We start from the raw sequence: 14,226 nt of genomic DNA on the forward strand, positions 1-14,226 counted from the left end.
GGCCCGGACACGGGAGAAGCCCCGCACGGGGGATGTGCGGGGCCTCTCCCGTGTCCGGTCTCCGGAGCCGGACGGCGCCGGGGGCGGTCAGTCCCCGCGCCCCCTGTTGCGGGGCCGGGAGGCCACCCAGGCGCGGACGGTGTCGGCGTACCAGTACGGCTTGCCGCTCTCCACGTGGTCGGGCGAGGGCAGCAGCCCGTGTTTTCGGTAGGACCGCACGGTGTCCGGCTGCACCTTGATGTGCGCCGCGATCTCTTTGTACGACCAAAGGCTCCGGTCGGTCATCGGTGACACCTCCCCGCGCAGGCCGAGGGGCGGCCGGGGGTGACCGTCGGGGGACCCGGCCCTGCGCTGGCGATCACAAGCCTGTGCCCGGCGAACGACGGACGGTGACGAGGCGGCAGCGCCTGTCGCCTTCATGTGACACAGACCCAGCGGACACGTGACATCCGTGACAGAAGGAGGTTCTTTGTGACACAAGTGACGCATTGCCCCCCTGTGGGGGCGCGGGGAACTGCGCGACCGGCCCCCACCCACCCGCAGCCGAAAACGGGCCCCGCGTCCCCGGCGACCCGGTGGAACGCCTGCGCCTACGCCCCGCAGGAGCGAAGGAACTTCCGGGTCCGCTGAGCGATGGGCAACGGCTTGTCCGGCGGACACGGATACATGTCCTGCTCGACGATGGCGAACAGCTCCACGTCCAGCCGCTGCGCGGCGGCGAGCACGGGCTCCAGCGCCGGCACCCCCGTCGGCGGCTCGCACATCACGCCCCGGGCCACCGCGGGCCCGAACGGGACCCCGTTCGCCCGCACGTCGGCGAGGATCTCCGGGTCCACCTGCTTGAGGTGCAGGTACCCGATCCGCTCCCCGTACGTCTCGATGAGCTTGACGCTGTCGCCGCCGCAGTAGGCGTAGTGCCCGGTGTCCAGGCACAGCGACACCAGCGAGGAGTCGGTGCCGTCGAGGAAACGCGCCACGTTCTCCTCGCTGTCGATGTGCGTGTCCGCGTGCGGATGGACGACGATCTTCAGCCCGTACCGCTCCCGCACCTCGCGCCCGAGCCGCTCGGTCTGGGTGGTGAGGTGGCGCCACTGCTCGGCGGTGAGGGTGTCGGGCTCCAGGACCTCGCCGGTCTTGTCGTCGCGCCAGAACGACGGGATGACGACGAGGTGCTCGGCGCCCATGGCCCGGGTGAGCGCCGCGATGTCCGAGACGTGGGCCCAGGTGGCGTCCCACACGTCCGGGCCGTGGTGCAGGCCGGTGAAGACCGTGCCCGCCGAGACCCGCAGGTTGCGGCGGGCGGTCTCGTCCGCGAGGACGGCCGGCTCGCTCGGCAGGTAGCCGTACGGGCCCAGCTCGATCCACTCGTAACCGGACTCGGCGACCTCGTCGAGGAAGCGTTCCCAGGGGACCTGCTGGGGATCGTCGGGGAACCACACGCCCCAGGAGTCGGGCGCCGAACCGATCCGGATGCGCGACAGTGAGGACGCAGGCGATGACTGGGGCGATGACTGGGGTGGCAACGACGTCATGGGCGTCAGCTTCGGGGCGGCCGGGGAGAGGTGTCAAGGGCTGGTCCGAATGTCCGGACAACTAATTGACAGGGCTCTGTCGGCGCCGCTACACCTGGGGTCGACAGAGCCGCCGACGACGGCGGGGCCGCGGCCGGCACCGCGGTGCCGCCGCCGTGGGCGGGTGGGCCGTGCGTCCGGAGGGCGGCGGCGGTACGGTGCGCCGGAGGGGAATAAAGAGGGCAAAGTGTTCGAACTCCCGGGCAGGGGGCACATGTTCGACGAAGTCGCCGACTTCGGGTACACCCCCATGACGCCCGGGCACAGATCGCCTCCGGCGCGGAAGTCCGCTTCGCCCTGGCAGGAGCGAAGTGCGAGCGACGACTCCCCGCCCGCTACGGCTCCGCGCCGGAGGTCCCCCACCCCACCCCTATGTGTCCCGGCACCGGATGCGCACGGCGGACCGGCGGGCGGAGCGTAGGGTCGCCGGGCCCGTCCGGACGTACGACGTGACGGAACCGGCGTCCGCCCGTGACACGCAGAGAGCGCAGGGGGCTACCGATGACACCGATGACAGAGCCGACGTCGTCGACGACGAGGCTGACCGTCGCGCAGGCACTGGTGCGGTTCCTCGCCGCCCAGTACACCGAACGCGACGGCACGAGACACCGCCTGATCGACGCCACCTGGGGCATCCTCGGCCACGGCAACGTCGCGGGGCTCGGGCAGGCGCTCCTGGAGTACGGCGACGACATGCCGTACCACCAGGGCCGCAACGAGCAGGCCATGGTGCACGCGGCCGTCGGCTACGCGCGTCAGCGCGACCGCCTGTCCGCGCAGGCCGTCACCACGTGCGTGGGCCCCGGCGCGACCAACCTCGTCACCGGTGCGGCCCTCGCCACCGTCAACCACCTGCCGGTGCTCCTCCTTCCCGGTGATGTCTTCGCGACGCGCCCCGCCGACCCGGTCCTCCAGCAGCTCGAAGTCCCCTACGCCGGCGACGTGTCGGTCAACGACTGCCTGCGCCCGGTGTCGAGGTACTTCGACCGGATCACCCGGCCCGAGGCCCTGATACCGGCCGCCCTCCGGGCGATGCGCGTGCTCGCCGACCCGCTCGACACGGGCGCCGTCACCCTCGCGCTCCCGCAGGACGTGCAGGCGGAGGCATTCGACTGGCCGGACGGGTTCTTCGCCGAGCGCGTGTGGACCGTACGCCGTCCGGCCGCCGACCCCGGGGAGCTGGCCGCCGCGGTACGGGCCGTGCGCCGGGCCCGCCGCCCCGTGGTCGTCGCGGGCGGCGGCGTCCACCACAGCGGGGCCGAGGACGCGCTCAGGGAGTTCGCCGACCTCACCCGCATCCCGGTCGCCGCCACGCAGGCGGGCAAGGGATCGCTCGCCTGGGACCACCCGGCGGACGTCGGCGGCATCGGGCACACCGGCACGGCGACCGCCTGCGAACTCGCCCGTACCGCCGATCTGGTGATCGGTGTCGGCACCCGCTACACCGACTTCACCACCGCCTCCGGCACCCTCTTCGCCGCCCCCGGCGTGCGCTTCCTGAACATCAACATCGCCCCCTTCGACGCCCACAAACTCGCCGGGCAGCCGCTGGTCGCGGACGCGCGCACGGCCCTCAGGGCGCTCACCGGGGCACTCGCGCCGCTGGGCCACCGCGCCGAACCCGCGTACGTCGCCGAGTACACCGAGGACAAGGAGCGCTGGGAGCACCGCGTCGACGCGGCGTTCGAGGCGGAGGACTCCTACAGCCGGCCGACCCAGGCGCAGGTCCTCGGCGCCCTCGACGAACTGGTCACCGGCGACGACATCATCGTCAACGCGGCCGGCTCCCTCCCGGGCGACCTGCACAGGCTGTGGCGCACCCGTTCCCGCGACCAGTACCACGTCGAGTACGGCTACTCCTGCATGGGCTACGAGATCCCGGCCGCGATCGGCGTCCGGATGGCGGCCCCCGACCGCCCGGTGTGGGCGCTGGTGGGCGACGGCACGTACCTGATGATGCCGACGGAGATCGTCACCGCCGTGCAGGAGGGCGTCGCGATCAAGGTCGTCCTCCTGCAGAACCACGGGTACGCCTCCATCGGCGGCCTCTCCGAGTCGGTGGGCGGCGAGCGGTTCGCCACCGCCTACCGCCACCGGTCCGAGGACGGGACGTACACCGGCCGCCCGCTCCCCGTCGACCTGGCCGCGAACGCGGCGAGCCTCGGCATGCGGGTCCTGCGCGCGAAGACCGTGGACGACCTGCGTGCCGCTCTCGCCGAGGCACGGGCCGCCGACACCCCCACCTGTGTCCACGTGGAGACCGAAACGGCGGACAGGGTGTCGGGCGCGCCCCCGGCGCAGGCATGGTGGGACGTACCCGTGGCGGAGACCTCGACCCGGCCGTCGGCGGTCCGGGCACGCGAGCGGTACGAACGACTGGCCGCCACCCGCCGCCACCATTTGTGAGGGAGATCCCCGGCGGCACGCCCTTCGTGTACCGCGTTTGCGGTACACGAAGGGCGTCCTGTACTCCCACGGGATACCGGAGGGCTCCGCCCTTCGGCTGCACCCTCCGCCGGAGGCGCCCCGTACCGTGGAGGCATGGATCTTCGAATGCCCGCGCTGCGAGGGCGGCCGCGACGGTGGATAGCCGCCGCGGCCGCCGTCGTCGTGCTCGCCGGCGCCGGGACATGGACCGCGGTCGCCTCCGACGGGGCGCCCGCGGTGCACCGTGCCGACCGGATGCTTCCCACGGCGGACGGGGTGCGGATCGACACGTCGTACTTCACCACCGGCTCCGGCGTCTCCGGAGGTTCCGGCGGGTCCCCGGACCGCCGCCCCGCCGTCCTGCTGACGCACGGCTTCGGCGGCAGCAAGGAGGACGTCCGCGAGCAGGCGGAGGACCTCGCCCGCGACGGGTACGCGGTGCTGACCTGGTCCGCGCGCAGCTTCGGCAGGTCCACCGGCAGGATCGGCCTGAACGACCCCGAGGGCGAGGTCGCCGACGTCTCCCGGCTGATCGACTGGCTGGCCGGGCGCCCCGAGGTCGAGCTGGACAAGGACGGCGACCCCCGGGTCGGCGTCACAGGCGCCTCGTACGGCGGCGCGGTCTCGCTGCTCGCCGCCGGCCACGACCGGCGGGTCGACGCCGTCGCCCCGGCGATCACGTACTGGAACCTGGCGGACGCCCTGTTCCCGAACGGCGTCTTCAAGAAGCTGTGGGCCGGGCTGTTCATCAACTCCGGCGGCGGCTGCGACGCGTTCGAGAAGCAGCTGTGCGAGATGTACGAGCGGGTCGCCGAGTCCGGGGAACCCGACGCGAAGGCCGTGGAACTGCTGGAGGAGCGCAGCCCCTCCGCCGTCGGCGACCGCATCGAGGTGCCCACGCTCATCATGCAGGGCCAGACCGACTCGCTCTTCCCGCTCGACCAGGCAGACCGGATCGCCGAGGCCGTCAGGGCCAACGGCGCCCCGGTCGGCGTCGACTGGCTCTCCGGCGGCCACGACGGCGGCGACCTGGAGACCGACCGCGTACGGGCACGCGTGACCTCCTGGTTCGACCGCTACCTGAAGGAAGACGGGAACGGCGGGACCGACGGGACCGACGGGAACGGCGGGAACGGCGGGAACACTGCCACGGGACCCGCGTTCCGCATCACCCGCACCGGAGGCATCGACTCCACCGACGGCGCGGCCCGCCTGAGGGGCGCCGCCGGGGACACCTACCCCGGCCTGACCGGTACCGACGGCCGGAAGGTGGCGCTGAGCGGGCGCGAGCAGGAGTTCGCCAACCCCGCGGGCGCCAGTCCGCCCGGCGTCTCGGCCCTCCCCGGGCTGAGCGGCGCGGGCGGCCTCTCCCAGCTCTCCTCGCTGGGCGTCGGCGTGTCGCTCGACTTCCCCGGGCAGTTCGCACGGTTCGAGTCCAGGGCCCTCACCGAGGACCTGCGCATCACCGGCACGCCCACCGTGACGGTCAACGTGAGGTCGACGACCGGCGAGGCCGTGCTCTTCGGCAAGGTCTACGACGTGGGCCCCGGCGGCGGGCAGCAGGTCCTGCCCTCCCAGCTGGTCACCCCGGTCCGGGTCGCGACCGGCGAGGACGGGAAGGACGTCCGGCTGACCCTGCCCGCCGTCGACCACGAGGTGCGGGAGGGCCACCGGCTGCGCCTGGTCCTGGCCTCGACCGACCTCGGGTACGCGTCCCCGACGGCCCCGGCGACGTACACCGTCTCCCTGAAGGGCGACCTCGCCGTGCCGACCGTGCCCGGCGTGCGTACCGCCGCCGCGGCGCTGCCCGCCTGGGTGTGGTGGCTGCCGGTCGCCGGCGCGCTGCTCGCGCTGGCCCTGCTGGCGACGGGCCGCCGCCGGACCGCCGCGGTCCCGCCCGACCCCGCGCTCGCCGAGGTCCCGCTCCAGATCACGGGCCTGAGCAAGCGCTACGCGAAGTCCGTGGACCGGTACGCCGTACGGGACCTGTCGTTCCGCGTCGAGAAGGGCCAGGTCCTCGGCCTGCTCGGACCGAACGGCGCGGGCAAGACCACCACCCTGCGCATGCTGATGGGCCTCATCAAGCCCGACGAGGGCGAGATCCGCGTCTTCGGGCACGCGATCCGGCCGGGCGCCCCCGTCCTGTCCCGGGTCGGCGCCTTCGTGGAGGGCGCGGGTTTCCTGCCGCACCTCTCCGGCCGCGAGAACCTGGAGCTGTACTGGCAGGCCACCGGCCGCCCGCCCGAGGACGCCCACCTGGCGGAGGCCCTGGAGATCGCGGGCCTGGGGGACGCACTGGCCCGCGCGGTGCGCACGTACTCCCAGGGCATGCGGCAGCGCCTCGCCATCGCCCAGGCCATGCTCGGCCTGCCGGACCTGCTGATCCTCGACGAACCGACGAACGGCCTGGACCCGCCCCAGATCCGTGAGATGCGCGAGGTCATGATCCGCTACGCCGCGGCCGGCCGTACGGTCATCGTGTCCAGCCACCTCCTCGCCGAGGTCGAGCAGTCCTGCACGCACCTGGTCGTCATGGACCGGGGACGGCTGGTCCAGGCCGGCCCGGTCCACGAGATCATCGGCTCCGGCGGCACGCTGCTCGTCGGCCTCGCGGCCGGCATCGCGGACCCGCTGGTGGAGAAGGTGGCGGCACTGCCGGGCGTCGCGTCGGTGGTCCGGACGGACGACGGGCTGCTGATACGGCTGACGACGGCCACGGGGACGGCTGCGGTCACGCCCACGGCCGCGACGACCACGCCCATGCCCATGCCCACGCCCACGCCCACGGTGTCGGGCGGCGGGGGTTCCCCGGTCGTCCAGGACCCCTCGGCCGTCTACGACCCCGCGGCCGTCGACGACTCCGCGGCGGTGGCCCGGCTCCTCGTGGAGCTGGTCCGGTTGGAGGTCCCGGTGGCCTCCCTCGGTCCCCACCGCCGCCTGGAGGACGCGTTCCTGACCCTGATCGGAGGCTCCGCGTGAGCACACTTACCGAGCGTGCCGACCGCGCCGAGCGTGCCGAGGTGGCCGACGGCTACCGGGCGGGGCGGACCCTGCCCCTGCGGGTCGAGCTGATGCGCCAGCTGAAGCGGCGCCGCACGCTGGCCATGGGCGCGATCCTCGCCGCCCTGCCCTTCGTGCTGGCCGTGGCCTTCGCGATCGGCGGCCGGCCGGACGGTCGCGAGGGCCGGGTCACCCTCATGGACACGGCCACGGCGTCAGGCGCCAACTTCGCCGCGACGAACCTCTTCGTCTCCGCGGGCTTCCTGCTGGTCATCCCCGTGGCGCTGTTCTGCGGCGACACCATCGCCTCGGAGGCCAGCTGGTCCTCCCTGCGCTACCTCCTCGCCGCACCCGTGCCCAGGGCCCGCCTCCTGTGGTCCAAGCTGGTGGTCGCGCTCGGCCTCAGCCTCGCCGCGATGGTGCTGCTGCCGGTCGTCGCGCTGGCGGTGGGCTCGGTCGCGTACGGCTGGGGTCCGCTGGAGATCCCCACCGGCGGCACCCTGTCCGCGGGTACGGCGGCCCAGCGGCTGGTGGTCGTGATCGCGTTCATCTTCGCGTCGCAACTGGTCACGGCGGGGCTCGCGTTCTGGCTGTCGACGAAGACCGACGCCCCGCTGGGCGCGGTGGGGGGCGCGGTCGGCCTGACGATCGTGGGGAACGTGCTGGACGCGGTCACCGCCCTCGGCGACTGGCGCCACTTCCTGCCCGCGCACTGGCAGTTCGCCTGGGCCGACGCGGTACAGCCACGTCCCGAGTGGGGCGGCATGATCCAGGGCACGGCGGTCTCCCTCACGTACGCGATGGTGCTGTTCGCCCTGGCCTTCCGCGGTTTCGCCCGCAAGGACGTGGTGTCGTAGGGACCTTCCGACGACCGGGGTACGACTCCTCCGGACACCCCCCGGTCTCCGGAGGATCACCCACCGGTCTCGGCCGCCGCCCGCCGTGGCCGCATCGAGATCCATCCGCAACACCTCGGGCCGCTCCTTCCGGCCGTCTGCGCCGTCACAGTCACAGACGTCGGCTCACAGCGGTCACCGAGGGGGCACACATGAGGCGCACCGAACAGCACCGGACACGACAGGGACGGCAGAGAAGGCAGGGACGGCAGGGAAGTCAGGAACGGCGGCGGCGTGCGCGGGGCGCGTTCGTCGCCGCGACCGTCACCTTCGGGCTCCTGCTCACCGGCTGCAACGACGGCGGGAGCGGGCCGGACCGCGGCAGTACCAAGGCACGGGAGGACAACGGCTTCCCGGCCCCCGCCCAGCCGCATCCGACCGGCCCTTCGGGCACCGACGGCCGTACGGACGGCGACACCGGCCAGGAGGGTCAGGACGGCCAGGACGACCGGAGGGGCGAACTCCGCGAGACCGCGCCCCCGGCCGACCACCTCTCCACCTTCGCGCTGGACGTCGACACCGCCTCGTACACCTACGCGCGCCGCACCCTGCGGGACGGCCGGCGCCCCGACCCGTCGACGGTCCGCCCGGAGGAGTTCGTCAACAGCTTCCGCCAGGACTACGAGCGCCCCGACGGCAACGGCTTCACGGTCACGCTGGACGGCGCCCGCGCGGACGCCCGGGACTGGCGGCTCGTCAGGGTCGGCCTCGCCACGAGGGGAGCCGCGGACCCCGGCGAACGTCCGCCCGCCGCCCTCACCTTCGTCGTCGACGTCTCGGGCTCCATGGCCGAGCCGGGCCGCCTCGACCTGGCCAAGGAGTCCCTGGGGGTGATGACGGACCGGCTGCGCGACAACGACGCCGTCGCGCTCGTCACCTTCAGCGACGAGGCGAGGACCGTGTTGCCGATGACCCGCCTGGGCGACCACCGCGACCGGGTCCACGAGGCGATCGACACCCTCGAACCCACCGACTCGACCAACCTCGGCGCGGGCGTCACCACCGGTTACCGCACGGCCGTCGACGGGCTGCGCGCGGGCGCCACCAACCGGGTGGTGCTGCTCTCCGACGCCCTCGCCAACACGGGCGAGACCGATGCCGACGCCCTCCTCGACCGGATCGCGGACGCCCGCCGCGCGCACGGCATCACGCTCTTCGGCGTCGGCGTGGGCAGCGACTACGGCGACGCGCTGATGGAACGCCTCGCCGACCGGGGCGACGGCCACACCGCGTACGTGTCGAGCGCCGAGGAGGCCCGCGAGGTCTTCTGCGAGGACCTGCCGCGGAACGTCGACCTCACGGCCCGGGACGCGAAGGCGCAGGTCGCCTTCGACCCGGAGACCGTCGAGCAGTTCCGGCTGATCGGCTACGACAACCGGCGGGTCGCCGACGAGGACTTCCGCGACGACCGGGTGGACGGGGGCGAGACGGGGCCCGGCCACACCGTGACGGCGCTGTACGCGGTGCGGGTGAGGCCCGGCGCGACGGGGCACGTCGCGACGGCGACGGTGCGGTGGCTGGACCCCGGGACCCGGGCCCCGTCCGAGGCGACGGGCCGGGTCGGTGCGGACGCCCTCGACCGGCCCCTGTGGGACGCGGAGTCTGCGCGCAGCGGACTGCAGGTGACCGCGGTCGCCGCGTACTTCGCCGACGCGCTGCGGTCCGGCGACGCCCGGTGGTCGGGTCTGCCCGGGGCACCGCCCCTGCCGGAACTGGCCCGCCGGGCGTCCCGCCTGGCGTCCGCCACGGAAACGAAGGCGATCCACGACCTGTCCGACACGATCACCCGAGCGGCAACCCTGAACAACTAGCAGCCCACAGAACCCGCGCCCTTCGGGGGCGCGGGGAACTGCGCGCTCACCCACACAGCTCCCTCTCCGCCCGCACCGGATCATTGGGAAACCGGAACGCCGTCCGGTCCCACGCCCCGGCGACGTTGCGCAGGAACCGCCCCACCGTCAACCGTCCCCGCACCGCCCCGTCCAGCTCCGCCAGCCCCCCGCACCGCAGAGCCCGCCGGGCGGCCTCCACCTCGTCCCGGTCGACCCAGTCCGGCGCACCCACCCCCCGGTCGGCGACCAGCCAGGCCGCGGGCAGCCGCTTGTCGTGCCCCACCCGTCCCGACCCGACCCGCTCGGAGTGCGCGGCCAGCGGATACGCGAGTCCGATCGGATCGAGCGCGGCCCCGTCCAGCGGGACGACGGCCCCGTTGAGCCCCAGCACCACATAACTCGCCGTCGGCCCGGCCGAGTCCGGGTCGGCGGCCGCCCGCCCCTCCTTGCCGGACAGCAGCACCGGCGCCCCCGATCGACGGGCGGCCGCCACCCTCCGCACGTACTCCAGGTGGTGCGGCGCCCCCGCGAACGTGTGCCGCACCGGGTGCGGATCGGCGTTGTGGCGGACGTACACCCCGCGCTCGTCCGCGATCCCCGCGGGCCCGATCTCCGCGCCGTACGGAATCCGCAGCCAGCCGGCGCAGACCACCGCCCACAGGCCGACGCCGACCGCGGCGAGCGTTCCCGCCCGGGTCGCCGGGACGACGAAGACGGGCAGCAGCATCAGCAGCAGCCCGGGCAGCAGCATGCGCCCGTGCATGAAGTCGCCCCCGACCTTCACCACGTACACCCAGCACAGCACCCCGGCGACGACGGGAGCGAGCGCGGGCACGAGCCGCGCCGCCCCGGACCCGCGCGGACCCGGCACCGCCACCGCCTCCGGCAAGAACGGTGCCACCACGATCAGCACCAGCACGATCAGCACCGGCACCCACAGCAGATAGGGGTGCGCGAAGTCCCCCAGATATCCCAGCCCCCGCCCCCACAGGCTCCGCGAGGCCTCCTTCGTCACGGCGGGCAGCGGCACCAGATGCCCGTAGTACCCGGCCCGGAACACCTCGTACGCGGCCGGCAGCGCCCCCGCCGCCCCGGCCCCCGCGAGCGCGCCCCGCCACGACGGCCGGACCAGCAGCCACTGGGCACCCAGGAACACCACGGTCACCAGTCCCAGGTCCGGCCGCACCAGAGGACCGAGCCCGATGAGCGCCGAGGTCGCGAGCGAGGAGGGGCGTGCCGTCAGCGCCAGCCACGCTCCCGCGATCCAGCACGTGACGAGCCCCGTCTCCAGCCCCGAGGTGGCGAAGTCCCACACGGGAGGCAGTCCGAGCAGCACCAGCGACCCCAACGGCACGGCCGCCCGGCCCCCGTACGTCCGCAGCGCGCCGATCCCTGCCAGCGCGAACCCGGCGACGGTCAGCAGGAGCCCTCCGAACACCGCCGCCGACGCCGGATCGGCCCCCGCGCCCCCGGTCCCGACGAGCAGCCACTGCCAGAGCGTGCCGGTCGACGACTCGACCCGCTCACCCGCGTTGAACACGGGTCCGTTCCCGGCCAGCACCTGCCGCACGGTCCGTACGTAGATGTAGGCGTCGTCGGACATCCACCGCCGCCGGAACCCCGCGTACGCCACCAGGAGCGCCGGGAGGGCCCACACCGCCACCCGCACCCGGCCCGCCCACGCGGCACCGGCACCGGGGCCGGCACCGGGACCGGGCGGACGGGCCCTGCGGTACGAGGGATCTGCGGCTCCTACGAATTCCACAGAATCCACGGGAGGTGTGGGCGGGTGCGTCGACGACGTCATGCCCCGTTCATCGGCCCGCGTCCGGCCGAGCTTGACGCCCGGCCCCCTCGGGCCTCCCGGTCTGTTGAAAATTTCCTACGCTCCAGTAAGTTTACTCAGAAGTAAGTAAGCGCCGCCACAAGCCGTCACGGGAGCCTCCATGGGCGTACGCAAGGACCTGAAACAGGCGAGGAAGCGCACCGACCTGGCGGACCGCGCCCGGGTCGAGGTGGTGAGGGACACCGCAGGCGTGGTCCGCGAGGCGCGTATGCCGGCCCTCGCGCCGGGGGCCGCCGCCGGCAGCATCGCCGACCTGCCCTTCACCAACGCGGCCGAGGCCCCGGACGCGGTGGTCCTCCGGCGCGGCGGGGACGGCGGCTGGCGGCCCGTGACCGCCGCCGCCTTCGCCCGTGAGGTCACGGCCGTCGCCAAGGGGCTGATCGCGGCGGGCCTCGAACCGGGCGGCCGGGTCGCGGTCATGTCCCGTACCCGCTACGAGTGGACGCTGCTCGACTTCGCGATCTGGGCCGCGGGCGGCCTGTCCGTCCCCATCTACCCCACGTCCTCGCCCGGCCAGGTCGAGTGGATCGTCCGCGACTCGGCCGCCCGTTTCGTCGTGGTCGAGACCCCGGAGCACGCGACGGCCGTCGCTACCGGCACGGCCGACCACCAGGACCCCCCGCACATCTGGCAGCTCGACGGCACAGCCGGAACCGGCGCAGCCAGGGCCGACGCACCCGGAGCCGATGCGTCCGGAAGCGGCGGAGCCGTCGCCGAACTGATCGCCGAAGGGCGCGACGTACCCGACGAGGAGGTCACCAAGCGCCGCGCCGCCCTGACGCCCGACTCCGTCGCGACGATCTGCTACACCTCCGGCACCACCGGCAGGCCCAAGGGCTGCGTCCTGACCCACGCCAACCTGTACGCGGAGGCCGCGAACACCGTCGAACTCCTCCACCCCGTCTTCAAGGCGGTCACCGGACGGCGGGCCTCGACCCTCCTCTTCCTCCCGCTCGCCCACATCCTGGGCCGCACCCTGCAGATCTCCTGCCTGATGGCCCGTATCGAACTGGGCCACTTCCCGAGCATCAAGCCCGACGAACTGCGTCCGGCGCTCAGGAGGTTCCGGCCCTCCTTCCTGGTCGGCGTGCCCTACCTCTTCGAGAAGATCCACGGCACCGGCCGCGCCACCGCCGAGCGGATCGGCCGCGGCGCATCCTTCGACCGGGCGCACCGCGTCGGCGTGCGCTTCGGCGAACGGCACCTCGACCGGTTCCTCGGCCGCGGCAAGGGCCCCGGACCCGGCCTCTACGCCGCCTGGGCCCTGTACGACCTGCTGGTCTACCGCCGTATCCGCAAGGAGATCGGCGGTCGCACGCGCTACGCCATCAGCGGCGGCTCCCCGCTCGACCGCGACCTCAGCCTGTTCTTCTACGCCGCCGGAATCATCGTCTACGAGGGCTACGGCCTCACCGAGACCACCGCGGCCGCGACGATCGTGCCGCCCCTGCGGCCGCGCCCCGGCACGGTCGGCCTCCCCGTTCCGGGCACGGCCGTCCGCATCGCCGACGACGGCGAGGTGCTCGTCAAGGGCGGCATCGTCTTCGGCGCCTACTGGAACGACCCGGCCGCCACCGACGCGGTCCTGACCGACGAGTGGTTCGCGACCGGTGACCTGGGCTCGCTGGACGAGGACGGCTACCTCACCATCACCGGCCGGAAGAAGGACATCCTCGTCACCTCCGGCGGCAAGAACGTCTCCCCGGCCGTCCTGGAGGACCGCCTGCGCAGCCGTCCCCCGGTCGGCCAGTGCGTCGTCGTCGGCGACAACCGCCCCTACGTCGCCGCCCTGATCGCCCTGGACCGGGAGGACCTCGCCCACTGGCTGCACGTCCACGGGATGCCGGCCGACACCCCGCTGTCCGGGCTCGTCGACGACCCGCGGCTGCGCGCCGACGTCCAGAAGGCCGTCGACCACGCCAACCAGGCCGTCTCCAGGGCCGAGTCGATCCGCGCCTTCGCCCTGGTGGAGGAGGAGTTCACCGAGGACAACGGCCTGCTCACCCCGTCCCTGAAGATCAAGCGCCGGGCGGCACTGGAGGCGTACGCGGAACGGATCGACGCGTTGTACGCGTCAGGGCGCTGACCTGCGGGAATCCGGGCACAGGCACACGAAGGGGGCGGGACCACCGAACGCATCGGTGGTCCCGCCCCCTTTGTGGTCCCGCCTCAGCGCTCGCTGTTGGAGGAGAGGATCGACACGTCTTCCAGGAGGTGCGCCAGCGCGCCGTCGCGCTTCGTCTGGGTGGAGTTCTCGACGCACTGCTGGGTCATCTGGTCCGACAGGACGTTGATGTCCTGGAGCGGGACCACGTTGATCACCGGAACGTTGATGTCGTTCAAGCCGATGCAGGGCTTGTTGAAGGAGCCCTGGATGAGTGCCATCTGCGGGCTCATGTTGCCGTATGTGGCGGAGTTGCCGTAGTACTGCGCGGCCGCGTTGCCGTTCGAGACGGCCGGGCCGGCGTCGTCGCCGATTGCCATCGCCTGCGGAGCCACGGCAGCGGAGGCACCCACGACGGAAGCGGCGATCGCCGCGGTGGCAAGAACCTTCTTGATCATTGACCAGTCCTTTTTCTGAAGAAACCCCGTCCACCGGAGCGCCCTGGTTCAACTGCACCGGCGCGGCATGGTTTCCCTCCTTCACTCCGACG

General features: G+C 73.3%; 9 protein-coding genes. 5 read left to right on the top strand and 4 right to left on the bottom strand.

Annotation, left to right across the window (positions count from 1 at the left end; translation table 11 throughout):
* Positions 1-87 precede the first annotated feature (87 nt).
* Both KM933_RS16405 and KM933_RS16410 read right to left on the bottom strand, forming a co-directional pair.
* Entirely contained in the window at positions 88-285 is a 198-nt protein-coding gene (locus KM933_RS16405) for a helix-turn-helix transcriptional regulator (RefSeq protein ID WP_221352797.1), read from the bottom strand.
* A gap of 305 nt (positions 286-590) precedes the next feature.
* Positions 591-1,532, bottom strand: coding sequence for a sugar phosphate isomerase/epimerase family protein (locus tag KM933_RS16410; RefSeq protein ID WP_221352798.1), 942 nt, complete (start codon positions 1,530-1,532; stop codon positions 591-593).
* Positions 1,533-2,081: 549 nt separating this feature from the next.
* Here KM933_RS16410 and iolD point away from each other — a divergent pair.
* The 4 genes from iolD to KM933_RS16430 all read left to right on the top strand — a co-directional run bounded on the left by iolD (position 2,082) and on the right by KM933_RS16430 (position 9,705).
* The gene (gene iolD, locus KM933_RS16415; RefSeq protein ID WP_221352800.1) at positions 2,082-3,977 is read left to right on the top strand and encodes a 3D-(3,5/4)-trihydroxycyclohexane-1,2-dione acylhydrolase (decyclizing); all 1,896 of its coding nucleotides are present in this window, start codon (positions 2,082-2,084) and stop codon (positions 3,975-3,977) included.
* 135 nt (positions 3,978-4,112) lie between these two features.
* A complete protein-coding gene (locus KM933_RS16420) occupies positions 4,113-6,977 on the top strand; it encodes an alpha/beta fold hydrolase (RefSeq protein ID WP_221352802.1) in 2,865 nt (954 codons plus the stop codon).
* Complete coding sequence (locus KM933_RS16425) at positions 6,974-7,855, top strand: ABC transporter permease (RefSeq protein WP_221352805.1); 882 nt, start codon at positions 6,974-6,976, stop codon at positions 7,853-7,855. The genes KM933_RS16420 and KM933_RS16425 overlap by 4 nt, the downstream gene beginning before the upstream one ends.
* Before the next feature lie 191 nt (positions 7,856-8,046).
* Positions 8,047-9,705 (top strand): vWA domain-containing protein, encoded by a 1,659-nt coding sequence (locus tag KM933_RS16430; protein WP_221352807.1) that lies wholly within the window; start codon positions 8,047-8,049, stop codon positions 9,703-9,705.
* A 46-nt stretch (positions 9,706-9,751) separates the two neighbouring features.
* Here the strand turns inward: KM933_RS16430 and KM933_RS16435 are convergent, their stop codons facing one another.
* Complete coding sequence (locus tag KM933_RS16435) at positions 9,752-11,491, bottom strand: arabinofuranosyltransferase AftB family protein (RefSeq protein ID WP_221352809.1); 1,740 nt, start codon at positions 11,489-11,491, stop codon at positions 9,752-9,754.
* 181 nt (positions 11,492-11,672) lie between these two features.
* Here KM933_RS16435 and KM933_RS16440 point away from each other — a divergent pair, with 181 nt between their 5' ends.
* Positions 11,673-13,658, top strand: coding sequence for an AMP-dependent synthetase/ligase (locus tag KM933_RS16440; protein ID WP_221352811.1), 1,986 nt, complete (start codon positions 11,673-11,675; stop codon positions 13,656-13,658).
* 83 nt (positions 13,659-13,741) lie between these two features.
* On the opposite strand, the gene KM933_RS16445 is transcribed toward KM933_RS16440, so the two are convergent.
* On the bottom strand, positions 13,742-14,134 hold the full coding sequence (locus KM933_RS16445) for a rodlin (RefSeq protein WP_221352813.1): 393 nt from the start codon (positions 14,132-14,134) through the stop codon (positions 13,742-13,744).
* Between the last annotated feature and the right edge of the window lie 92 nt (positions 14,135-14,226).

This window comes from Streptomyces beigongshangae (assembly GCF_019710745.1).
Taxonomy (GTDB): domain Bacteria; phylum Actinomycetota; class Actinomycetes; order Streptomycetales; family Streptomycetaceae; genus Streptomyces; species Streptomyces beigongshangae.

Coding starts and splice junctions, on each gene's coding strand:
- KM933_RS16410 (WP_221352798.1), bottom strand. CDS start 1,532: ATGACGTCGTTGCCACCCCAGTCATCGCCCCAGTCATCGCCTGCGTCC.
- KM933_RS16420 (WP_221352802.1), top strand. CDS start 4,113: ATGGATCTTCGAATGCCCGCGCTGCGAGGGCGGCCGCGACGGTGGATA.
- KM933_RS16430 (WP_221352807.1), top strand. CDS start 8,047: ATGAGGCGCACCGAACAGCACCGGACACGACAGGGACGGCAGAGAAGG.
- KM933_RS16440 (WP_221352811.1), top strand. CDS start 11,673: ATGGGCGTACGCAAGGACCTGAAACAGGCGAGGAAGCGCACCGACCTG.
- iolD (WP_221352800.1), top strand. CDS start 2,082: ATGACAGAGCCGACGTCGTCGACGACGAGGCTGACCGTCGCGCAGGCA.
- KM933_RS16405 (WP_221352797.1), bottom strand. CDS start 285: ATGACCGACCGGAGCCTTTGGTCGTACAAAGAGATCGCGGCGCACATC.
- KM933_RS16445 (WP_221352813.1), bottom strand. CDS start 14,134: ATGATCAAGAAGGTTCTTGCCACCGCGGCGATCGCCGCTTCCGTCGTG.